22 protein-coding genes and 1 pseudogene are annotated in these 21,758 nt (G+C 67.3%); 13 read left to right on the forward strand and 10 right to left on the reverse strand.

Annotated features, from left to right (window positions below; translation table 11 throughout):
• Window positions 1-46 precede the first annotated feature (46 nt).
• A complete protein-coding gene (locus ROP_RS01930; RefSeq protein WP_012687664.1) occupies window positions 47-1,453 on the reverse strand; it encodes a sensor domain-containing diguanylate cyclase in 1,407 nt (468 codons plus the stop codon).
• Between the two features lie 188 nt (window positions 1,454-1,641).
• On the opposite strand from ROP_RS01930, the gene ROP_RS01935 reads away from it, so the two are divergent.
• Window positions 1,642-2,124 (forward strand): hypothetical protein, encoded by a 483-nt coding sequence (locus ROP_RS01935; protein ID WP_063721415.1) that lies wholly within the window; start codon window positions 1,642-1,644, stop codon window positions 2,122-2,124.
• Between the two features lie 34 nt (window positions 2,125-2,158).
• On the opposite strand, the gene ROP_RS01940 is transcribed toward ROP_RS01935, so the two are convergent.
• On the reverse strand, window positions 2,159-3,436 hold the full coding sequence (locus ROP_RS01940; protein WP_012687666.1) for a sensor histidine kinase: 1,278 nt from the start codon (window positions 3,434-3,436) through the stop codon (window positions 2,159-2,161).
• 246 nt (window positions 3,437-3,682) lie between these two features.
• Between ROP_RS01940 and ROP_RS01945 the strand changes: the two genes are divergently transcribed.
• Window positions 3,683-4,597, forward strand: coding sequence for a hypothetical protein (locus ROP_RS01945; protein ID WP_012687667.1), 915 nt, complete (start codon window positions 3,683-3,685; stop codon window positions 4,595-4,597).
• A 96-nt stretch (window positions 4,598-4,693) separates the two neighbouring features.
• The gene (locus ROP_RS01950) at window positions 4,694-5,011 is read left to right on the forward strand and encodes a hypothetical protein (RefSeq protein ID WP_012687668.1); all 318 of its coding nucleotides are present in this window, start codon (window positions 4,694-4,696) and stop codon (window positions 5,009-5,011) included.
• Between the two features lie 24 nt (window positions 5,012-5,035).
• Here ROP_RS01950 and ROP_RS01955 read toward each other — a convergent pair whose 3' ends face one another.
• Window positions 5,036-5,950, reverse strand: coding sequence for an exodeoxyribonuclease III (locus tag ROP_RS01955; protein ID WP_012687669.1), 915 nt, complete (start codon window positions 5,948-5,950; stop codon window positions 5,036-5,038).
• Window positions 5,951-6,107: 157 nt separating this feature from the next.
• Here ROP_RS01955 and ROP_RS01960 point away from each other — a divergent pair, with 157 nt between their 5' ends.
• Both ROP_RS01960 and ROP_RS01965 read left to right on the forward strand, forming a co-directional pair.
• Complete coding sequence (locus ROP_RS01960; protein ID WP_012687670.1) at window positions 6,108-7,667, forward strand: LVIVD repeat-containing protein; 1,560 nt, start codon at window positions 6,108-6,110, stop codon at window positions 7,665-7,667.
• On the forward strand, window positions 7,657-8,310 hold the full coding sequence (locus ROP_RS01965) for a DUF305 domain-containing protein (RefSeq protein ID WP_012687671.1): 654 nt from the start codon (window positions 7,657-7,659) through the stop codon (window positions 8,308-8,310). The genes ROP_RS01960 and ROP_RS01965 overlap by 11 nt, the downstream gene beginning before the upstream one ends.
• 110 nt (window positions 8,311-8,420) lie before the next feature.
• On the opposite strand, the gene ROP_RS01970 is transcribed toward ROP_RS01965, so the two are convergent.
• The 4 genes and pseudogenes from ROP_RS01970 to ROP_RS45040 all read right to left on the reverse strand — a co-directional run.
• Window positions 8,421-8,750, reverse strand: a complete 330-nt coding sequence (locus ROP_RS01970; RefSeq protein WP_012687672.1) for a VOC family protein — start codon at window positions 8,748-8,750, stop codon at window positions 8,421-8,423.
• 117 nt (window positions 8,751-8,867) lie between these two features.
• Window positions 8,868-9,602: a thioesterase II family protein gene (locus ROP_RS01975; RefSeq protein ID WP_012687673.1), complete on the reverse strand. Its 735-nt coding sequence runs from the start codon at window positions 9,600-9,602 to the stop codon at window positions 8,868-8,870.
• A gap of 102 nt (window positions 9,603-9,704) precedes the next feature.
• Window positions 9,705-10,085: a VOC family protein gene (locus tag ROP_RS01980; protein ID WP_043826169.1), complete on the reverse strand. Its 381-nt coding sequence runs from the start codon at window positions 10,083-10,085 to the stop codon at window positions 9,705-9,707.
• 310 nt (window positions 10,086-10,395) lie between these two features.
• Window positions 10,396-10,551, reverse strand: a pseudogene (locus ROP_RS45040) (cupin domain-containing protein); the annotation flags it as partial.
• Window positions 10,552-11,015: 464 nt separating this feature from the next.
• Here ROP_RS45040 and ROP_RS01990 point away from each other — a divergent pair.
• Window positions 11,016-11,723 carry an MspA family porin gene (locus ROP_RS01990; RefSeq protein WP_012687676.1) on the forward strand — a complete coding sequence of 236 codons (708 nt, stop codon included), beginning with the start codon at window positions 11,016-11,018 and terminating at the stop codon, window positions 11,721-11,723.
• Window positions 11,724-12,000: 277 nt separating this feature from the next.
• On the opposite strand, the gene ROP_RS01995 is transcribed toward ROP_RS01990, so the two are convergent.
• Complete coding sequence (locus tag ROP_RS01995) at window positions 12,001-12,438, reverse strand: carboxymuconolactone decarboxylase family protein (protein ID WP_043826173.1); 438 nt, start codon at window positions 12,436-12,438, stop codon at window positions 12,001-12,003.
• A 450-nt stretch (window positions 12,439-12,888) separates the two neighbouring features.
• On the opposite strand from ROP_RS01995, the gene ROP_RS02000 reads away from it, so the two are divergent.
• Entirely contained in the window at window positions 12,889-13,269 is a 381-nt protein-coding gene (locus ROP_RS02000) for a hypothetical protein (RefSeq protein ID WP_012687678.1), read from the forward strand.
• A 494-nt stretch (window positions 13,270-13,763) separates the two neighbouring features.
• Here the strand turns inward: ROP_RS02000 and ROP_RS40320 are convergent, their stop codons facing one another.
• Window positions 13,764-14,672, reverse strand: coding sequence for an alpha/beta fold hydrolase (locus ROP_RS40320; RefSeq protein ID WP_080512429.1), 909 nt, complete (start codon window positions 14,670-14,672; stop codon window positions 13,764-13,766).
• Window positions 14,673-14,687: 15 nt separating this feature from the next.
• Window positions 14,688-15,338 (reverse strand): hypothetical protein, encoded by a 651-nt coding sequence (locus ROP_RS40325; RefSeq protein WP_012687680.1) that lies wholly within the window; start codon window positions 15,336-15,338, stop codon window positions 14,688-14,690.
• Between the two features lie 72 nt (window positions 15,339-15,410).
• Here ROP_RS40325 and ROP_RS02010 point away from each other — a divergent pair, with 72 nt between their 5' ends.
• From ROP_RS02010 to ROP_RS02035, 6 genes are read left to right on the forward strand one after another with little or no spacing between them, the layout of a single operon-like run.
• Entirely contained in the window at window positions 15,411-16,697 is a 1,287-nt protein-coding gene (locus tag ROP_RS02010) for an ATP-grasp domain-containing protein (protein ID WP_012687681.1), read from the forward strand.
• Complete coding sequence (locus ROP_RS02015) at window positions 16,694-17,536, forward strand: Rossmann-like domain-containing protein (RefSeq protein ID WP_012687682.1); 843 nt, start codon at window positions 16,694-16,696, stop codon at window positions 17,534-17,536. Before ROP_RS02010 ends, ROP_RS02015 begins: the two co-directional genes overlap by 4 nt.
• Complete coding sequence (locus ROP_RS02020; protein ID WP_012687683.1) at window positions 17,533-18,606, forward strand: pyridoxal-phosphate dependent enzyme; 1,074 nt, start codon at window positions 17,533-17,535, stop codon at window positions 18,604-18,606. The genes ROP_RS02015 and ROP_RS02020 overlap by 4 nt, the downstream gene beginning before the upstream one ends.
• Window positions 18,603-19,634: an enolase C-terminal domain-like protein gene (locus tag ROP_RS02025; RefSeq protein WP_012687684.1), complete on the forward strand. Its 1,032-nt coding sequence runs from the start codon at window positions 18,603-18,605 to the stop codon at window positions 19,632-19,634. The genes ROP_RS02020 and ROP_RS02025 overlap by 4 nt, the downstream gene beginning before the upstream one ends.
• Entirely contained in the window at window positions 19,631-20,887 is a 1,257-nt protein-coding gene (locus ROP_RS02030) for an MFS transporter (protein ID WP_012687685.1), read from the forward strand. The genes ROP_RS02025 and ROP_RS02030 overlap by 4 nt, the downstream gene beginning before the upstream one ends.
• On the forward strand, window positions 20,884-21,720 hold the full coding sequence (locus tag ROP_RS02035; RefSeq protein WP_012687686.1) for a class I SAM-dependent methyltransferase: 837 nt from the start codon (window positions 20,884-20,886) through the stop codon (window positions 21,718-21,720). The genes ROP_RS02030 and ROP_RS02035 overlap by 4 nt, the downstream gene beginning before the upstream one ends.
• Window positions 21,721-21,758 lie beyond the last annotated feature (38 nt).

Below are 21,758 nucleotides of genomic sequence, written 5' to 3' on the forward strand. Positions count from 1 at the left end.
TCGTGTCGCGTCGGCACCATCACACCGATCGGGGCGTGCTGCTGCGCTAGAAGGTGTCGTCGTAGAGCGCGTACCCGCCGGCTCCCGCGGCCTTTGCACGATACATCGCCGCATCCGCCCGCCGAACGAGCTCTTCACGAGTGCCCTCCGGATCGGACAGTGCGACACCGATACTGGCGCTGATCGGCCACTCGAGTGACCGTGCCCGGTTCAGGTCGGCGAAACTCCCGGCGATCCGAGCGGCAATCGCGACCGCCTCCGCCGCGCCCGCGACGTGCTCACAGACGACCACGAATTCGTCACCACCGAGGCGGGCCACGGTATCGCCCGGACGCACCGCCGACCGCAGATGCCGGGCGAGCACGATCAGCGCGTCGTCGCCGACCGCGTGACCGAGGCTGTCGTTGACGGTCTTGAAGTCGTCGAGATCCACCAGCAACAGCGCAACGCGCGGGCCGCCGCGCGGCACCGCGTCCAGGGCCTCGTCGAGCCGGCGGCGAGCCAGAGTGCGGTTCGGCAATCCCGTCAGCGGGTCGTGCAGGCTCTGGTGCACCAAGGCGGCCTCGGCCTCGATACGGCGGATCGCCGCGGAAAGCACGGCTGTCACCGAGCGCAGAAAGGTGAGGTCACGGTCGGTGTATTCGCGGGGGCGACGACTGTGCGCCGTCAACACGCCCCACACCGCATCGGAGCCGAACGGAACGCACACCCCGCTCTGCAGCCCGCGCCCGCTCATCCCCGCCGTGGAGAACCGGGTCTCGTGGACCCGATCGGTGCACACGATCACCGACCCGTCGGCGGCGGCGTACCCGGGCTGTGATCCCGGCCCCGGGGCGAATGTCTTGGGACAGGGCTCGGGTCCGCGGTAGGCGAGCACGGTGAGTTCGCCGTCGTCGGATACCCGGGCGATCGACGAACAGTGCACACCCATCAGCGCGGCCGCCGCCCCGGCCGCCGCCGAGAGGAGTTCGTCGAGGTCTCCGCCGACGGCGAGTTGGCTCAGGTCTGCGATCGCCTGCTGCTCGCGGGCCCGGTATGCGGACTCCCCCAGTGCGCGCTGCAGGCGTTGCTCGTCGTCTTCGGCGCCGCGGCGATCCTGGGCAATCGACCCGATCACCGACGGCCCGGTCTCCGCGTATTCGAGCACGAAAGTCGAAATCAGCATCGGGATCGGCTCGCCCGTGACGAAGTGGCGAAATTCCGTCAACCCGGTCCACTCTCCCCGGTCGGCCAGAGCCGACTCCACCTCACGCGCCTGCACGAGACCGACGTCGGTGAACAGTTCCGCCGTCGTCCTCGAGTACGCATGCACGGCATCACCGAATCCGAGGACACCGACACCCGCGGGATTGACATACACGATCCGACCGGACACGAACTCGGACACGAACACCAACGCCGGACTGTGTTCGAGGACCGCGAGCAGCATCCCCGAATCCGGCAGCGACTCCATCGGCACTCCCTCCGCTGCGAACCTTCCGTCCTGCACCCGCCTCGACCTCCATCCACGATAAGCGTTCCCGGAAGTGACACCTCGAACGTCGTCACGCCATTGTGCCGCGCCGGCCGTCTCGAGTGCCGTCCCACGCACGCGGGCGTGGGACGTTGATTCCGCCTCGATGTAGGTGCACGATCGTGGGCATGCGCAGAGCGCGTTGGCCGGCATTCGCGCCGCCGACAGCCAGTGGGACCGCGGTGCACGGTCCCACCATCCTCGCGTCCGGAACTCACCTCACCCTGGACCTCCTGGGAATTGTCGCGTTCTCGTCCGGAATCCACGTCCGTCTCGCCCTGACTGCCACGGGGCGCACCGCCGAGCGTGCACACCACGAGACTCGGCTGCTGTCCGATCCGGCGGACCCCGACACCCAGTGGTCGTATCTGTCGGTGCTGCTGCAGTTGGGCTCTGTCGTGGGCGTTGCCGACCCCTATCTGCCACGGTCCGGTTCACCCCGGAAGTGGGGTGGAGTGCCCGCCTACCGCACGGAGCCGAACTACTGGCTCGGCACGTGTACGCGACCGCACGACATCATGATCTCGGCGGGGTGGCCGGAGATCGGCCTGGGTCCGACGTGCCTCACCGCTCTCCTGGAACCGAGCCCGTCGACCGTCACCTCCGACTGACTCGCGAGGTTCACACCGTTCGGGGTGGTCCCTGCTAGTGCGCCGAGATCGTGAGGGAATCGGACGCTGTGACGACCTCGAACGGCATCTCGATGCGGGCTACCGTCCCGGAACGTGGTCCGGGACGGACGGAGAAACTGCCTCCCGCTGCGACGACGCGGAGTTCGTGCGACGTCAGTCCGATGTGTCCCCGACTCAGACTGCGGTCGATCGCTTCACGGGAGATGCCGCACCCGTCGTCGGTGACGTCGAGAACCGCATGCCCACCCGTCCGCGACAGCTCGACGCGGACGGTGCGGGCTCTCGCATGCTTGACCACGTTGCTGAGCAATTCGCGTGCCGCGCTGAACAGCACGTCGTCGGCCGACGTACGCAAGTCGTCGTCCCATTCCACCGTCTGGAGATCCACGTCGAAACCGCCACGCGCCTGGGCGGACCGGACGATGTCGCCGAGAGCGCGGGCAAGTCCGACGCGATCGAGCACCGTGGGATGAAGTTCCGAGACGGTGGCCCTCAGCAGCGTCGCGGATTCGGTGAGTGCGTGGGTGATGCGATCGACGGCCTCCGGATCCGCGCCGCCGGTGAGGTCGTCGAGATCCATCTTCGCGGCCAGCACGAACTGCAGCGCTCCGTCGTGGAGTTGTTCGGACAACGCACGTCGTTCGCGCTGTTCGAGGCCCATCAACTCCGCGAGCAGGGCGGTGCGGTCGTGGACGAGGTGACCGATGGTGAGCACCCTGGATCGTTGGATTCTGCTCAGCACGACTGCGCCCGCTGACAGGATGGCAAGTGCCATCGTGCTGAGCAGAATGGACGACCACGGTTCCTCGTTCGACGCCATCGTGGCCCAGCTGGCGGCGAGGAACACCAGGACCGTCGGCACGACGACGGAGGCGCAGACCCCCGGGCGGAGCTGAGTGCAGGCCAGTAGCGGGATCACGAACAGTCCGTTGGTCAAGATGTCTGCGGTCCAACTCTGTTGCGCCGCAATCCCCGTCAGCAGGGTGAGACTACCGATGACGGCAAGGTCCACGAACAGGGCGAGCCATATCGCGTTCACCGGCCCCGGACCGCCTCGACGGGTCCACATCGCGAGCCCGACGGTCCAGAGCGCGTAGCCGATCAGGACCGCCACGCACACATTCGCGTCGTTCGTGGGCGGGACGAACACCAGTGTCAACGCGATGAAGAGCACCAGCACACCACGAAGCGCGAGTTGCAGATGCGCGCCTCGATATGCGTGCTCGAGGACGATGCGTTCGAGATCCGGGCTGCCGCCGAGATCCGCGGGCAATACCGATGACTCAGCCATGGAACGGCCTCCTCGGCCGGGCGACTCCGACAGGAAGATCCGGGTACGTCAACTGCTGGACCTGCGACAATGCCCCAGAATTCTAACACCGCCGAGTTTTCGAACCGCGGGATCGGCGGACCGAGTCCGGTCGCCCGCCACCAGCGGTGTTCGGAGCCGATCCGTCGATGCGACGCAACACCCCGGTATTCGTGGGAACATCTCAGGCGGTCGGTCCCGCGGACCGAACAGAAAGGGGTGTGACGCATGACCAGGATTCGACGGCGGTCCGCGGTGGCGCTGGCCTCGATCGCCGGTGCCTCGGTTCTTCTGCTCGCTGCCTGCACCCAGGATGCGTCGTCGATCGACGGCACCGAGTCCGCCGCACCGGGCGCCACCAGCGAGTCACCGGCAGCCGAGCCGGCGGTCGACGGCGTCGATGCGAAGCAGTACGCGTCGAGCGACCCGGCGACCGAGACGTACGGCTTCGTCACACCGTCGGGAAAATGGTTGTGCGCGATCATTCCCGCGAAGCAGCTCGCCGGATGCGCTTCGCATCCCACCGCGGGGCCCTTGGGGGTCCCTGGCACCCCGCAGATAGCGTCGCCGAACGGCGGCCCGCCCGCCGAGGCCGACCTCATCGCGATCGAGGCGGGAAAGGAGCCGAACTTCCAGAACTGGAACCAGGCACTGTTCCCCGGCAACGCCAATGTCCTCCCCTATGACACCACGCTGGCGGTCGACGGATTCAGCTGCAATGTGCAGTTCTCGGGAGTCTCGTGCCGAGAGGATGCGACGAACAAGGGCTTTACCGTCTCCACCAACGGGTACAAGTTCGAATTCACCCCGCTGCCGATGAGCGTTCCCAGTGCGAGCCCACCGCCGATCGCACCTACCGCCGCACCTCTGCCGCAGCAGGCTCGTGGATCGAATCAGTGTGGCCCCATTACCTATCCGGAAACGGGAAAGCCCGCGACCGTGGTCATCGTGAAGGGGACACTCCGCTGCGACGAGGCGCACACGATGCTCACGAAATACTTCACCGGCCGCGACAAGAGTGAACCGGTGTACAGCTTCGACGGGTGGGAATGCCGCCTCGCGGGAGACCCGGAATCGGCGGAGATCGGCTACACGATCAACTGCACCGACGACAACGGGAACAGCGTCGTCGCACAGCCGTAGAAGGCGAACCGGCCCATAGCCGCGCACACCGAGTCCAGTCGGATTCCGCCGACGAAGTCCCAGCGAGACTCGTCGCCCGATGTCTACGCTGACGCCATGCAACCACCGAATGACCAGGCCGGTACCTGGGAAGGCTCGTGGCTCGCGGCGATGACGGTGATCAAGAGCGCTCAGCGGGTGTTCACGCCGGACAACCGCCCACCTTCCGAGCTCATCCCGCTCGTCGAACCCCTGAGCCGGTTGGGTGACGCGCTACGGGCAACACCGCCCGACCCCGAGGAGTCGCGTCGTCGCGCGGCCGACCTGGTCGCCGATCGGGACCTGATCACCTGGGCATGCCGACCGGACCAGCCCCGCGACATCCGGGAACTCGGGGCGACCCTGGCCTTCCTGTCCATGAAGCTGACCACCTGAGCGTCGTATGGTGATCTACGCAGCTCAGAAGTCGTAATCGACGACGACCGGCGCGTGATCGCTCATCCGGCGATCCGCCGCCGGGTCCCGGTCGGTGCCGGCCGTGACCGCCGCCCGCGCCAGGTGCGGTGTCGCGAGGTGGTAGTCGATGCGCCAGCCGACGTCGTTCACGAACGACTGCCCCAGCCACGACCACCACGAGTACGGACCGTCGACGCCCGGATGGTGCCGCCGGACGACGTCGACGAGGGTGCGCGGCGACACGATGGAGTCGAACCACTCACGCTCCTCCGGCAGATAGCCCTCGGCCTGATTGCTGCGCCTCCAGTTCCGAACGTCGTGACGGGTGTGCGCAATGTTGAGGTCGCCCATCAACAGCAGTTCCCGGCCCCGCGCGCGAGCCGTGCGCCGCGAGCGGGTCAGCTGGCGCGCAAAAGCGGAGAGGAAGCGCATCTTGCGGTCGTAGCGGGCCCCGCCGTCGGGCGCATCCCGCATCCGTCCGGGTTTCTGGAGGTGTGCAGGCAGTCCGCCCTTCGGCAGGTACATCGAGACGACGGTGATCGGCGCGTCGGCGAGGTCGACCTCGATGTACCGACCGTGGTTCGCGAATTCCCCCAGACCCCGAGCCAACGGCTGTGGATCCAGTTCGACTCTCTCGAGGTGTGTTTCGCCCGGTGCCTGCACCAGCGCCGTGCCGCTCCACGTCCGAACCGCGAGGGGCGCGTGCCGGGTGAGGATCGCGACACCGTTGCGGCCGGCGAATTCGCCCTCGTCGTACGCGAGGTGATAGCGGCCGAACACCCCCGAGGGGATGGCGGCGGCACGAGCGCGGACCTCCTGCAGCGAGACGACGTCGGGCGCACGGTCGCCCAGCCACTCCTCGAAGCCGCGCCGCTGCGCCGCACGGATCCCGTTGATGTTGAAGGTCGCGATTCGCACGGTCACAGTGTAGGGATCCGTCCCTCTCCGCCCCCACTCCGGCGAGAGTCGTCGCCCGTCCGAGCGCGGGTTTCGCGGAGTTGGCCGATTTGTGTGTGAACTCGAGTACTGGTTGCTAGCGTTCCCTCAGTCGAGTCCACGGCGGGGGGAGTTCGTGATGCGGATCGCCAGAATACGGCGAGGTGTGGCTAGCTCGGCCCTCGCCGTGTCGGTCGTGCTCGGGGTCGCGACGAGCCCCGCACCCGCCATCGCGTCGGCCGAGACCTACGTCTTCGACGACGTCGGTTCGACGGCGGTTCCGCGGGCGGACTGCGGTCCCGGTTCGCTGCCGGAGACGGGTATGCAGGGCGACGTTCCGGCCGAAGACCGCAACAACGGACGAAGCACCCAAGGTTATCGATGCAACATGTCGCTGATCGGCGGCCTGCAGGATCGCGGTGGTGGCCTGCTGTCGGTGACCTATGACCACTGCTCCTACACCAGTACGTTCTTCCCCGGGAATCTCCTCGACCCCGACACGCCCGGCGTTCAGGTGCTCGACGTGTCGGACCCCGCCCAGCCGGTGCTGTCCACCACTCTGAACGAACCCGCGATGCTGGGCGGCACCTGGGAAAGTTTGAAGGTCAACAAGGCACGGAAATTGCTGGCAGCCACGGCCGTCCCGGCCGCCGCAGGCACCGGCTACTTCTCCGTCTACGACATTTCCGACTGCGCCCACCCCCGGTTGCTCAACCGAGGAGCCGGAACCGACGTCACCATGCCGCTGCCGTTCCTCTCACACGAAGGCGGCTTCTCCCCCGACGGCAACACCTACTGGGTGTCCGGCCCCGCCCCGGGATTTCTCACCGCCATCGACATCAGAAACCCGGCCGAGCCACGGATCACCTGGCAGGGACTGCACGGACTCGGCGGGCACGGTTTCGGTATCACGCCCGACGGGAACCGGATGTACCTGTCCAACCTCGGTGGGATCACGGTCCTCGACATCAGCGCGGTGCAGCGCGGCGACCCGTATCCCACCGTGCCGCAACTCGCCACGTATCTGTGGACCGACGGATTCTTCAATCAGCACAGCATTCCGGTGACGTATGGGGGGAAGCCCCACATCTTCACCGTCGACGAAACCGGGGGCGGTGGGATCAAGGTCTTCGACGTCGCCGACCCGGCGCACGCCGACATCGTGCAGAAGGTCAAGCTCGAGATCCAGCTTCCCGCCAACACCGCCGCGAACCTTCGGTCCTCGCAGGGCGGCTCGGTGTTCTCCTACGATCCCCACTACTGCGTGGTCGACCGCCCCTCGGACCCGACCGCACTCGCGTGCTCCTGGGAGTCGTCCGGGATCCGCGTGTTCGACATCCGCGACCTGGACGACATCCGGGAGATCGCCTACTACAACCCACCGGCACAGACCGGCAAGAATCTCCAGCTGACCAACTCACCACACGCGCTGTCGTCGCTGATCGGTGTGTCACTCTTCGATTTCGTTCCGCTCGCCCGCGCCGTCTTCGAGGGCAAGGCGGATCCGCGCGTGGCATTCGGTCCACGAGCCGGAATGGTGGCGTTCGGTGACCTGTCCGCGGATTGGTGCTTCTCGCCGCCGGAATTCCACGGCAACCAGATCTGGACCTCGTGCAGCGACAACGGTTTCATGGCGCTGCAGTTGGACGAGTCCGTCTATCAAGCACCGGCGAACCAGGATTCGACGTATGGCCAGTGACACACGGCGTTCGCGATTCCGCCGTCCCGTCGTCCTGTTGCTGTGCGCCGTGCTGCTCGGTGCCGGCGGGGTTGCGGCCGGTATGTGGCTGCAGTCGGCGCGCGAGCAACTCGTCGGCCGGGTTCAGCTGTCCCCGGCCGACGTCGGTTTCGCACAGGACATGTCGGTGCACCACGAACAAGCGGTGCTGATCGCCCAGACCCTGCCGCGGGACGTCGACCCACAGATCCGGGTCATCGCCGACCAGATCGTCGTCGCGCAGACTTCCGAGATCGCGACGATGCGCGGCTGGCTCAACCTCTTCGACGAGGCATTCACCACAGCGCATCCGATGCAGTGGATGCACGGTTCCGATCACGTCATGAGCGAACAGGGCGGCGCACCGATGCCGGGAACGGCGAGCACGAGTGAGATCAGCCGGCTCGCCGGCCTGCGCGGTGCAGACGCGGAGGCACTCTTTCTGCAACTCATGATCCGGCACCACCAAGGCGGCGTCGAGATGGCGGAGGCAGCTATCCACGCGGTTGCCTCGGAACCGATCCGCCGCGTCGCACGCGGGATGATCCGCGACCAGAGCAACGAGATCGCCGTGATGACAGCACTACTCGGCACTCGAGACGCGAAACCGCTTCCTCACCCCTAGCCCTCTCGGCTCGATCGAGGTGGCACCAGTCGTTTCGGGCGTCACGCGTGATCGAGCAACGAGGGCAGGAACCGCCGGATACTGCGGCGGGTCCCGGCCCACTCCGACGGCTATTTGCCGCGCAGACCGATCGGGTTGCCGTCGGCGTCGGCGAGCACGCACACCCGCGCCTCCGCGGCGACCTGGCGCGGGGCGCTGCGCTCGGTGGCACCTGCCTCGAGGAGGGTCGCGCGGGCCGCATCGAGATCCTCGACATCGGCGAAGGCCACCGGTCCCCCGCCCTCTTCGCCGGGATTCAAAGCGACCTCGAAGCCGTCGACGTTGTATCCGACGTAATAGGGCTGGTCGGTGTGCGGTTCGCCGAGCAAAGCGGTGTAGACGGCCTTCGCGGCGTCCAGGTCGGACACCGGAATCACCAGGCTGCGGATCGTGGCACTCATACTTGTCTCCTCAGGGTCCGGCGGCCGCATCGGCGACCGCTCGGTGTCCACGCTAAGGGCAGTCCGGGGACCGGCGCTTCTTTATTCCTGATCGGTCTGAGACCTGTTTCGCCCGGCTCAGTCGAACCGCGAGCCGACCAGGGAAGCGATCTCGTCCACGTGGTCATCGAGATAGAAGTGACCGCCCGAGAATTCGCGCGTGTCGAAGGATCCGGTGGTGAATTTGCTCCAGAGCCGCATGTCGGTGCCTGACACCGACGGGTCGGAGTCGCCGCGGATGGCAACAATCGGACATGACACGTCCGGCCCCGGCCGGTACCTGTAGGTCTCCACGGCCCTGTAGTCGTTGCGCACGCTCGGTAGCACCATCTCGGCAAGGTCGGGGTTCTCGACCAGCATCTGCACCACGTTCGAGTCCGCACCCCCGAGTCGGCGCATGTCGTCGAGCAAGGCCTGATCGCGTTCCAGGTGAAGCGTTGTCGGCTGAACGACGCTCGGTGCCGTTCGACCAGAGACGAACAATGCTGCGAGCGCGTGATCTTGTTGCTCGAACCTCCGCGCCGCCTCGAAGGCGACCGTGGCACCCATGCTGTGGCCGAACACTGCAAGACGGCTACCCGCAGGCGGAGTCGACTCGCACACAACTTGCTCCGCGATAGCGCCGATGTCGGACATCATCTCGTCGCCGATGCGATCCTGCCGGCCCGGATACTGCACCGCGAGCAACTCGATCCGCGGGAACAGTGCCTCGGCCAACGTGCGATAGGCGCTTGCCGTCCCACCACCGTGCGGAAAGCACAGCAGGACACCGGATGCATTCGGGGAGGCCTGGAAACACCTGATCCACTTCACTTACCACTCCCCGTAGTCGAGATGACGGTGGGACGCTGTTCACGGTAGCGCGTCTCGCAGGCGGTCGGCGAGACGTAGCCGGGCAGCCGACGTCGCCGGCCGTCAGGTCGCGGGCTGGAACAGTTCGACCAGATTGCCGGAAGGGTCGGCGAGCAGGATCTGACGACCGCCCGGACCGACGACCACATCGCTGCGGAATGTGACGCCGGCATCGCGTAGGCGGGTGACTTCGTCGTCGAGGTCGCCGACGATCAGGTGAATGCGATTTCTGCCCGCACCGGCATTGTCGGCAGGTGTTGCGCGAGCCCCCGAACTAGCCGGGCCCGACAGCAACAGCGTCAGCGAACCGCGGGTCACGTCGGCGAAGGCAGGGGCCGGATTCGTGTGCAGGGTGAAACCGAGGTGGCTGGTGTAGAAGTCGATGGCGGCGGCCACATCATCGACAAGGTAGCGGACGCTGACGTATTCGTCGGGTGGGGTCATCATCGCAAACTCCTTTTCACCGTGCACTTCGGCTGGGCCGTTGGTGCGCTGCCGCAGTGGAGCTTCCGCCGATCACGGATGGGCACAGTTTCCGGTACAGACGGTAGCTGTCGCGACCGTCGATGCTGCTGTGCGGGTGGCCACCACCAGCGCGCCGCCGGATAGCGCCGCCCACAGCTGCGACCGCAACGAATGAGTATCCGGCAGCACGACGGACGGACGCGCTGGCACACCAACACCACGACACCAGCGTATCGCCAGATGAATCAAGCCGGTTTGACGTAACAGACCGTACGGGTGCGAGGGAAAGCTATTCAGCCAGGTATTCGTCGTCGGTGACGTGTTCCAGCCAGGTCGTGGTGGTGGCCGGGTCGTCAGCGTTGTCGAGCATTGCCAGGTGTTCCATGAACGAGTCGGTACCGGCTCCGTGCCAGTGTTCTTCGTTCGGTGGGCAGTAGAGGGTCCGCGCACCCCGGTATCGAGAGCGTCGATCGCAAAAAGTTGATCGGCGGTGAGATCGAAGTCGAAGACATCGAAGTTGGCGGACGGCCCTCCTTGGCGTGGGGTTGGGCGCCGACTCGAGAGATGGTCGATAGCCAGAACCGGACGAGCCGCGATCTGCGGCCGCCGACGGGCCAGCGGTGTCACGATCATCCCCAGCAACACGTGCGACGGACCACTCCATTCACGGTGGCAGCGTCACTCCATAACGCGTGAGGTCAACCTACCGAGCCAGCGCTGTGATCGCACGGTCGACGTGGGCCGCAGAACCGCTGGGTACGCCCGAAGGGAGAGCCACAGAGCGGGCAACCCGCGGACACAGGAACTTCGTCGTGAACTTCTGATCAATATCGAGATTCTGTACGCCCCTGTGGTTACGCTTCGCATACTTCTTCATCTCTGTTTTGAAGCACTCTGAATGGGGTCGGCATGACGGACATCAGCACATCTCGCTTTGGGTACAAGAGGTTCACTCGCACAGTCGCGGTCGCAGGCATCGCAGCGCTCGCCATGGTAATGGGCAACGGCTCGGCGTCGGCCGGCGTGGACAATTCCAGCTCCGTGATCGATGCACGAGGAAATCGCATAGAAGTCGTCCAGGGCGACACGCAGTATCAGACCGTACCGCCGCTCGACGGCGTTCCCACCAGCGTGGAGTTCTTCCACAACGGTTACGCGGGGGTCGCCATCACGGGACCGAACTCGGAGGAGTTCGAGGGGACGCAGCTCACCGTCGGATATCAGATCGGTTACCCGGTCGCACTGGCCGGCGCGACGATCGTCCTGAACACGCCCGGCCTCGGGTTCGCAATCGGGTCGAGTAACGGCATCGACATCGGTTTCGGCCCGATGGGGTTTGAGAGCCTCGGTCTGAGCGCCGGGACCAACGCAGAACTCGCCGGCGACATCATTCCGTCGCAGGAACTCGACATCGACCTGGAGCCCGGTGGAATCACCACGGTTCCGATCCTCGAGGGCCAGGAGTTCGACGGATCGGCGGCTGTGGTCAGGATGCAGGGAGTTCACGGCTCCATCTCCGGTGCTATCGGGCCGGTCACCATCCGTCCGTACGCGATGGCGGTCACGTCGAATGGTGACACCGTGATGACTTACGGTGTGCCGCAGAAGCTCAACTGATTCACACCGCACGAACCACGATGTGCAGGCCGGCGCGACTCAGTCGCGCCGGCTTGTCGTTGCTCGGGCGGTCCGCGCGGTAAGCGGAGTGAGACATGTTTGAAAAGAACAGAATTCGTCGTTTGCCAGCCGATGCATGCGAGTAGCATTCAGTGTGTGCTGCAAGTTCGATGCAACCGATCCAGCGGCATGTCGGCCCCCGCTCACTGCCGTAGCAAGCGGTGGCGGGGGCGCGTCGCACGGACATCGACTCGCCGTCGGACGTTATCGTGCGACTCTACGGCGTAACGGGGTAGTGGCTGGTGACAGCGACCCGGTTCCAGGCGTTCATCACCGTCGCGAGCCAGCTGATCGCGGACACCTGCTCGTCCGTGAGGGAGCCGTCGTCCCAGGCGCGCCGTTCCGGAACGGAGAGAGCGGTGACCTGTTCGGCAAGAGCGAGTGCAGCGCGCTCCTTTTCGCTGAAGTACTGCGCCTCCCACCACGCCGCGACGACCGCGAGCCGATCCGTCGTCTCCCCCTTCGCGAGGGCGTCGCGGGTGTGCATGCGAAGGCAGAACGCACAGCCATTGAGTTGGGAGACACGTATCTTGACCAACTCCACCAAGAGCGGGTCCACTCCCGCCGTTTCCAAGGCGGCCTTCACGTCCGCGTCCAGCTTCATCAGACTCTTGTACACCGACGGGTGCTGCTTGCTGAGATTCACGCTGGTCATGATGTTCCCTTCGAGTAGGTTGTCGAGTGGTGGCGGGATCCGGTCGCCCACACCCAGAGATTGATTCTCGCTCTTGTGTGGTCGTAGCGGGCGACGCAGACCAGGGGCGACCCATGCGCGATCGGCCCCATCGAGTTCGAATTGCTGCTCGACATCGGAGAACGAGCACGGCAGATCCGGTCATGAAACAGGCAGCCGAGTACAGCACTTCAGGGTGGATCATCCCGGCGACCGCGGGGAGCCTCGACCCCGGCATGCAGTCGCACGTCGACTTCCTCGCAGACGCACTCGTACCCGCCGCCCTCCGCGGAACCACCCCGAGGGATAGATTTCGACCCCGCACAGGGTGGCGGGATGACCACCCTTCGGGTGTTACCGCCGGCCCTCTCCCGGAGCAGAGTTGGTGTCGTTCGCAAGACGCGGACTTCACCCACCAGGCAGGAGTAAACAATGACCTCGATCAAGACCCGCACCGCCGTCGCAGCCGCCGCAGGCGTCGCCGTAGGACTGGGGGTGTTGATGGCGCAGGGTGCCACCGCAGGCGCCGCACCCGCCGCAGAGGTCGCTCCGGACGCGGTTTCCCCGTACACCGTCCAGGTACGGGACCGCATCGGATGTGCCGACGCCTGGCCCATGGTCGCCTGCGACGCCCCGGACGAGGACCGGCCCCCGCAGGTCACCCTGGTCGAACCCGGCACCGCGCTGACTCAGCCGGGCGGCACCGATCTCTTCGGATCCTCGAGTGCCCCATTCCACGCGGCGAATTACCCCCTCGAGCCCGACGACGGCGTGATCTCCCATTCGCTCGATCCCGACATGCCCTGGATGTGAACCCATACCGTGGCGCGGTGGGCGACGACACCTGTGCCGGTGCTCGACATCGGCGGCGGCGCCGGCCATCGATCGTTCCCGCTCGCCGACGCCGGCTACGACGTCACCCCGCTCGGCAGCCCGCGGCGGTGCTGTGCCCTGGCGTGCTCGGGTACCTCGCACCACCGGCACAGTTGGTCGACCAACTGTGCCGGTGCACTGAGGCCGGCGGAGTCGTCTCGATCATGGCGGGTAACGCCCACGCGATGGCAGTACGCCCGACTCTGGAACGACGTTGAGGCGACGAACGTCGAGACTGTACGGGAGTTGTGGTGCTTAGTTGTGGAATTGACGTTTGAGATGCCTTGACCAGGGGCTTTGGGCGATGGATCAGCGTGTGGGGTGATCGTCTCATGTCCAAGGTTGCGGAACGTGGTGTCGTGGCGTGTCGTTCAGCCGGGCTTCCGTGGAGAATGGCCGTGAAGTGGATTTCATGCTGTCGTCAGCGTGTTCGGTCATCGGGGTAGTCCCGGGCCTGTGCACTGTCGCACCGAGGCGGAAGCGCCGAGCAGGAAGTCGGCGACCGCCTCGTCGACGCAGTCGATTCTCTGGCTCGCGAACACACCGTGCGACCAGGTCTGCGCCGAAGTGATAAGCCCGCTTCCGGGCCATTGCCGGTGGCGGCGTTCGGCGTCAGTCACGGGGGTCACGGGATCGTGGGTTCCTGCGACGAGGAGCAGGTGCGCACCCACTTCGGGTTGTGCTGCCGGCATTGGTTCCGTCGGCCGGTCCATCGGCCAGAATGCACACACTTCGGCTTCCAGTCCGGTGACGATCGGTTGAGGATCCAGCTCCCGCAATGCGGAGCGGCCGGCGAGGATGGCGGTCGGTGGGAGCGTTTCGGTGGAGTCGGCGCAGACGACGGTGCGGTTGGCAGCCTCACTGTTTCGCCGTTCGTCGTCGATGCCAGGGACGACCGCCTCGAGTGTCTGCAGGTCGCCTGTATGCAGGGCCCGTGCCAGGGCGTCGCCGAGGGGTTGCCACCGTTCGGTCCGGCCGAGTGCGCGGTAGACGGCGCGGTCGAACTCGTCGGCACCGATTCGCCCCGAGGGTGGGAGGTGGCGCGCCACGTCGTAGTTGCGACGCACGGCGACTGGGTCGGATCCTAGGCCAAAGCGCTCGGCGTGCTGGGCCCACCACCCGATCATCGTCTCGCGCTGTGAGAGCAGGGCCTCGGCCTGCCGCAGGCCGAATGCGTGCCAGTCGTCGCGTCCGTCCGGTCCCGGTCCCACGACGGAGTCGAGGACGAACCTGTTCACATGATCGCCGTACCGGCGGGCGTACCTGTCGGCGATCAGGGTGCCATACGAGACACCGAGCATCGAGATGTGCTGTTCGCCGAGGGCGCGACGGATGGCGTCGATGTCGTCGGCGACGCGTTATGTCCCGAAATCTGCCGCATGCGGACCGATGGCGGCGGCGCAGTCTCCTGCGGTGGCGGCTAGTGCCGGCAGAGCCGTGAGGTCCTTTGTCGGTGGAACCGGACGGTCGAAGTTGCCGCCCATCGGCCCGCAGTTCAGTGACGAGGGAGGTTGTCCGGTGTTCGGTCGGGAGACCACGCTGTGTCCGATCCCCCGGGGGTCGAATCCGATGATGTCGTAGGCGGCCAGTACTCGCTGCGGGAGCTTGGCGCCCTTGGTGGCGGCGTATTCGAGCCCGGCGCCGCCCGGGCCCCCGGGATTGACCAGTAACATCCCCCGCCTGGCGGCGGGATCGGTTGCGCGCAGGCGTGATACGGCGAGGTGCACGGTTCCCGCTCCGGGGTCGTCCGAAGACAACGGGACGAGGAGTGTTCCGCATTCCAGACCCTGCATTCCCAGATCATCGGTGCCCGTGATGGCCGAGCACGGCCCGAAGTGCAGGGTTGCGCGCCCACCATCGCCACCGCTCGTGTTCTCGAGTGTCGGCAGGGCGGCCGACAGAGGCGCGGATCCACCGATCAGTAGAGCGAAAGCGAGGGCAACTGCTGCCGAGGTGCGGGCGGAGAGACAGATCGCAAAGGGACGTAGATCGCCGTAGGGGAACACCATGTTGCTAACGATAACGATTGTCAGTATCTTTTGCTCGACGGTATTACGGGAGACGCGAGCGAAAGGTCACGTGTGGCACACCTACTCTTGGTCGAGAGCTGGGTCGGCGCGATGGGGACGTTGCTGCCGAGGGCGGTTGCCGAGCTGGGCGCCGAGTTCACGTTCCTGACACGGCGGCCCGAGCACTATCCACAATCAGCCCCCGACGGATTACCGCACCCGCTTCGCCTCGGCCGGGGTGTGGTGACCGCCGAGACGAACGACCCGGCAACGGCACTCGCCGCTGCCCGCACACTCCATGCGGACACGCCGATCGACGGTGTCCTCACCAGTTGTGACTATTACCTGCCCCTGGCGGCGCGGATCGCCGCCGAGCTGGGATTACCGGGTCCGACCCCAGCCGCTGTGGTGGCCGCCTGTAACAAGGCGCTGACCCGAGCGGCGTTGGACCGGTGCGATGTGCCGGGGCCGCGCCACGTCACCGTGCCGGCCGACGACCAGCAGCGACTACGCACCGGGGCCGAGATGGTGGGTTTTCCGCTGGTGCTCAAGCCGACCGACCTGTGTGCCGGGATGTTCGTGCGACGCGTCGAGGACTGGGCGGCGCTCGATACGGCGGCCCGCGATTTGCTCCGGTTCGAGGTCAATGCGCGCGGGCAGCGGCGGGAACCGGTGGTGTTGCTCGAGGAGTTTCTCGAGGGGCCGGAGTTCAGTGTGGAGAGCTGGATTCGGGACGGCGAGGTCCACACGGTCGGCGTCACCGACAAGAGCCTCGGCGGTGCGTCGGGTTTCGTGGAGACCGGGCACATGTTCCCGGCCGACGTCGGCGACCAGGATCATGCGCGGCTTGTTGCCGCCGCGGAGGCGGCGATTCGTGCGGTGGGCCTCGATCACGGTGTGGTGCACACCGAACTGCGGCTGACCGCGGCCGGGCCGCGCATCATCGAGATCAATCCGCGGCCCGCGGGAAATCAGATCACCGAGCTGATCAGGCACGTCACCGGCATCGACCTGCCGCGCATCGCGGTGGAGCTGGCACTGGGACGCGAGCCGGCCCTCCCGACGGTGCCGAATGGGCAGCGAGGCGGGTCGCGGGCGCTGAGTGCAGCGGTGAGCATGCTGGTGCCGGCGAGGGCGGGAATTCTGACCGGCATCGAGGGGACGGAGGCGGTCGCTGCCGATCCGGCGGTGATCGCGGCGACGTTCAAGGCGCCTGGTCACCGAACCACGGTGGGCGTGGACAACAACAGCTATCTGGGCAGCGTCATTGCCCTCTCCCATGAGCAGTCGGGGGCCCGCCGGCTCGCCGAGGGGTTGCTGTCCGCTGTCTCTGCCAGGTACGAGGAGCCTGCGCCGTGACCCCTGGCGCAAAGACCAATGCACACACTGGACCCGCAGCCGCGCTTCTCGACCGTTACCGCACCGACCCGGCACTGATACCGCCCGCCGCCGTCATGGTGTCGACGGCGTTCACCACCTTCCAGGGGGTTCGGCACAGCGGGCGCAGCGCAGGCTACCGAAACCAGGTGATCAGCCTGCGCGTAGGCGGCGCGACCGGTTCGTGCGCCGTCGAACCAGGTTCGGTGGATCCGGACGTCATTCATGCCTGCGCCGGGGTGCCGGTGGCCGAATTGCTCCGCCACGACGAACTCGCCGTTCGGGTCGCGGCGCTGGACTCCTACCTGGCGCACCAACGTCCGCACGCGTTCGATTCCCGCGCCGACACCGTCCATGTGGCACCGGGAGATTCGCTGCAGCGTTCCCTCGCTCGGGCCCGGGCGGTGACGGGTCTTCTCGACGCACCGCGACAGGGCCGGGTGTTGGTGATCGGGGTCGTCAACTCGCTGCTGGCCTGCCTGCGCGAGCGCGACCTGCGGTATGTGCCATGCGATCTGAAGGGCGGCAAAACCGAGTGGGGTGAGCCGATCGTCACCGAATTCGCCGATGGTTTGGACGATTGCGATGCGGTGCTGGCCAGCGGGATGATGCTCGGCAACGGCACCCTCGATCGACTCCTCGAGCTGGTCGCGGCGTCCGGCCGGGCGGTCCCGGTCGCCCTCTTCGCGCAGAGCGGGGCGGCGGTGGCCCGCGAACTACTCGGGCACGGGGTCGATGCGCTCTCGGCCGAGCCGTATCCGTTCTTCTGGCTCACCGGCGACACCAGCACCATCCACCTGTACCGGGCGCAGCCGCGGTGACCGTCATCGAACCACGCTGGCGCGTCGGACACAGCCCACTCGTGCGGATCACCACCCCGGTGCCCCGCCGCCACCCCGGCTACTTCGCGAAGATCGAGTCCCTCGGTTTGGGTGGTCTCAAGGCCCGCTCGGCACTCTCGATGCTGGTGGGCGCGCGCCGGCGGGGCGAGCTGCGGCCGGGTGCCCGGGTGGTCGAATCCACCAGCGGCACTCTGGGAGTCGGGCTGGCGTACGTGGCGCAGTCGCTGGGGCACCCGGTGACGCTCGTGGTCGATGGCGAACTCGAACCGGCGATGCGGAACCTGTTGCGGGCGTTAGGTGCCACCTTGGAAATCGTGGAGCGCCCGCACCCCGAGGGTGGATGGCAACAGGCAAGACTCGACCGATTGAGCCGCATCCTGGCCACCGACGCCGGGGCGTATTGGCCGAATCAGTACGACAACCCGGACAACGCCGCGGGCTATCACGGACTCGCCGACGAGATCGTCGCCGGTCTGGCCGCGGTGGGCATCGACCGGGCCGATGTCCTGGTGTGCAGCGTGGGCACGGGCGGGCACAGCAGCGGGGTCGGACTCCGGTTGCGGCAGGTGTGGCCGGGCCTGCGGATCATCGGCGTCGACGCGTTGGGGTCGAAGATCTTCGGCCAGCCCGCGGGACGGCGCCTGATGCGCGGATTGGGGAGCAGTGTGCACCCGGGCAATGTGCGGTACGAGATGTTCGACGAGGTGCACTGGGTGGGCCCGCGCGAGGCCGTGCACGCCTGCCGTGCCCTGGCCCGAGGCGGATTCCACACCGGCGGCTGGTCCACCGGCGCGGCCGCCACGGTGGCCGGGTGGGCGGCCGCCCAGGGGTCGGGCAGCGTGGTCACCATCTTCCCGGACGGCCCGGACCGCTACCTTCGCACCATCTTCGACGACGACTGGTGTCGCGGGCGCGGACTGCTCGATCCACCGCGCACCCAACCGCACGAGATCGACGACTGCCGAGATCACACCGAGTGCTGGACCCGATGCCAGTCGGTGCTCGCACCACACTCACTGGCCGGCGACGGTACGAAGGCCGCGGGATGAGGCTGACCTGGAGCGTGAGCACGCTCGAGTTGACGCAGCCGTTCCGGATCAGCCGAGGCGTGATGGCCTCCCGCGCGGCAGTGACGATCACCCTGGTAGGCGCCGATCCCACGATCGTGGGCCGCGGGGAGGTCGTCACCTCGCCGTACGCGGACCTGAGTCTGGACCGGATCGAGGCACAGCTGGCGGTAATCCACGGACACTGCGGCGACGACGGTGCCGACCTCGACCCGGTCCTGGCCGAGGTACATCCGGCGGTGGCCGCCGCGGTGTGGTCCGCCGTCGCCGAGCACCGGGCACGCGCTGGCGGCCGATCGCTCGCCGCCCACCTCGGGGTGCCGTTGCCGGACACGGTGCCCATCTCCCGCACCGTCGGCATCGGCACGCCCCGGTCGATGGCGGTCGAGGCTGCCCGGCTGGCCGCCGACGGGGTACGGCTGCTGAAGGTCAAGACCGACGCCGACCGGACCGAGTCGGCCCGGCGGCTGGCGGCGGTGGCCGCGGCCGCACCCGCAGCCGAGCTGATCGTCGATCCGAACGAGGCCTGGACGGCGGCGAGCGCGCTGGGGGTGCTCGCGGATACCCAGGGGTTGCCGGTGACGGCCCTGGAACAGCCGCTGCCCGCAGGTGACCGCGACGGAACACGGGAATTACGCAGCCGCACCGACATTCCGCTGATCGCCGACGAGGCCGTCCACACCCTGACCGATCTGGACCGGCTGGACGGCCTCGCGGACGTGGTGAACATCAAACTGCCCAAGTGCGGTGGCATCTACCGTGCCCAGGAGATCGCCATCGCGGCCGGCGAGCGCGGGCTGGAGGTAATGCTCGGCTGCCTAGTCTGCAGCTCGCTGGGCATCGCACCGGCGGTGCATCTGGCCTCGCTGGCGCGATGGTGCGACCTGGACGGGCACCTGCTGCTCGCACGGGATCCGTGGACCGGCCTCGGCGGCGAAGACGGCGTGTTGCGGCCAAGCGGCGTCGCCGGTCTCGGCGTGCGCCGACGTGAGGAGGACGACCCCCGATGACCGAAACGCACTCGGGTGCAGGAACACTGGCGCTGCTGCGCAGCTTCCCGCGATCCGTGCAGCTGCTGGTACTCAACCAATACGGCGTCAACACCGGCTTCTACATGCTGGTGCCGTACCTGTCGATGCATCTGACGGGGAACCTGGGCCTGTCCCTGACGATCACCGGCCTGGTCCTCGGGATCCGGACGCTGAGCCAGCAGGGACTGTTCCTGGTCGGCGGCACCGCCGCCGACCGGCTCGGGCCGCATCGGGTGATCATCGCCGGCTGCGCGTTGCGGTCGGTGGGGTTCGCGGTGTTCGCGTTCGGCACCAGCGTGCCGCTGCTGCTGCTCGCCTCGATCCTGTCGGGGCTGGCGGGGGCGCTGTTCAATCCGGCGGTCCGCTCCTACATCGCGGTCGCCGAACCGCGGCGGCGGGCGGAGGCGTTCGCGGTGTTCAACGTCTTCGCCCAAGCCGGGGCGCTGTCCGGGCCGCTGATCGGTACGGCTCTGCTGGCGGTGGACTTCCGCACCGTCGCCCTCGCGGCGGCGGTAATCTTCGCGGCACTGACGGCGGCGCAGCTGCGGCTGCTGCCCGCCCACCCGGTCAAACCCGCCGAGAGCACGGTGCTCCGCGGCTGGGGCGTGGTGCTGGCCGACCGCCGGTTCGTGCTGTTCACCCTGGCCATGTTCGGCATGTTCGTCCTGCAGACCCAGATGTATCTGGTGTACCCGGTGCTCGCCGGGCGGATCACCGAGTGGGCGGGTGCGGTGGCGGTGCTTTTCCTGAGCACCACCGTCTTCAGCCTGCTGTTCCAGGTGCGGATCACCCGGTGGTTCGCTGGCCGAACCAGCCGGGGCACCGCCATCGCCGTGGGGCTCGCGCTGATGAGCGGTGCCTTCGTGGTGCTGCTGCCGGTGCTGTGGGCCGACCCCGGACGCGTGGTCTGGCAGGTCGTGCTCGCGTTGGGGGCGCTGGTGCTGTCCGCACTGATCCTCGAGTCCGGGATCATGATCGCCCAGCCGTTCGTGATGGAACTGATTCCAGCGTATGGGGATTCACGAATCTCGGGAACGCTGTTCGGGATGTTCTACCTCGTGTCCGGGGTGGTCGCCGCCGGGGGCAATGCGCTGATCGGGTACGGCATCGAACTGGGTAACGGCTGGCCCGGGGCGCTGGTGTGCATCACACTCGGGGCTGCGTCCGCGGCCGGCATCTGGCTGCTGCAGTGCCGACGTCTGCTCGCCGAACCCGCCGGGGTGAAGGCATGACCGCGACTGAGGCCCGAAACCTGTTGACCGACAACCCGGAACTGTACGAGGCACGGTTCCCCGACCCCGACCATGCGGCGGGGCGGTTCGTCGACGACGTGCTCGGGGCGCACCTGCCCCCCGCGATGTCCGGCCACCCGGAGCGTCCCGTCACCGTGCTGGACCTGGGCTGCGGGACGGGGCGTGACCTGGGGTTTCTGGCCGACCGCGGGTATCGCTGCCTGGGCATCGACCAGTCCTCGGCGATGGTGGAGTTCGCGCAGCGGCGCTACCCGGGGGTGAGCGCGTCGGTGGGCGACCTGCGGAACTTCCAGCTCGGTGAGACCGTCGACGCCGTCATCTGCCTGGACAGTTCCCTGCTGTACTGCCACACCGACGATGAACTGGAGTCGTGCCTGCGCTGCTGCCGCAGCCATCTGCGCACCGGCGGACTACTGGTGGCGGAGATGCGCAACGGGGCGTTCTTCCTCGGCAGCACCGACCTCCTCGACGGCCCCCGCCGTTCGTCCTTCGAGTGGCAGGGCCGCACCTGGCGGGCGGAGACGACCCTGTGGATCGACCACGCCGCGCAACTGCTCCGGCGCCGCAGACAGTGGCAGATCCCCGATTCCGCCGCCGAACTCGTCCAGACCTCGGCGTGGCGGCTGCTGTTCCCGCTGGAACTCACCGGCCATCTGCGCCGCGCGGGCTTCACGGTGCGGGCGATGTTCGACACCCCAGGTCCACGCGCCGAGGCCGGCTGGCCCACCGGATCGGAGCGAGACCCGCTCACCCGCGTCGGCGAGGGCACGATGTCCGGGGACCGGCTGCACGTCATCGCCGAGGCGATCTGACCACCTGCTTACCCGCAACCTGCGCAACACCTTTGATC

This window comes from Rhodococcus opacus B4 (genome assembly GCF_000010805.1).
Taxonomy (GTDB): domain Bacteria; phylum Actinomycetota; class Actinomycetes; order Mycobacteriales; family Mycobacteriaceae; genus Rhodococcus_F; species Rhodococcus_F opacus_C.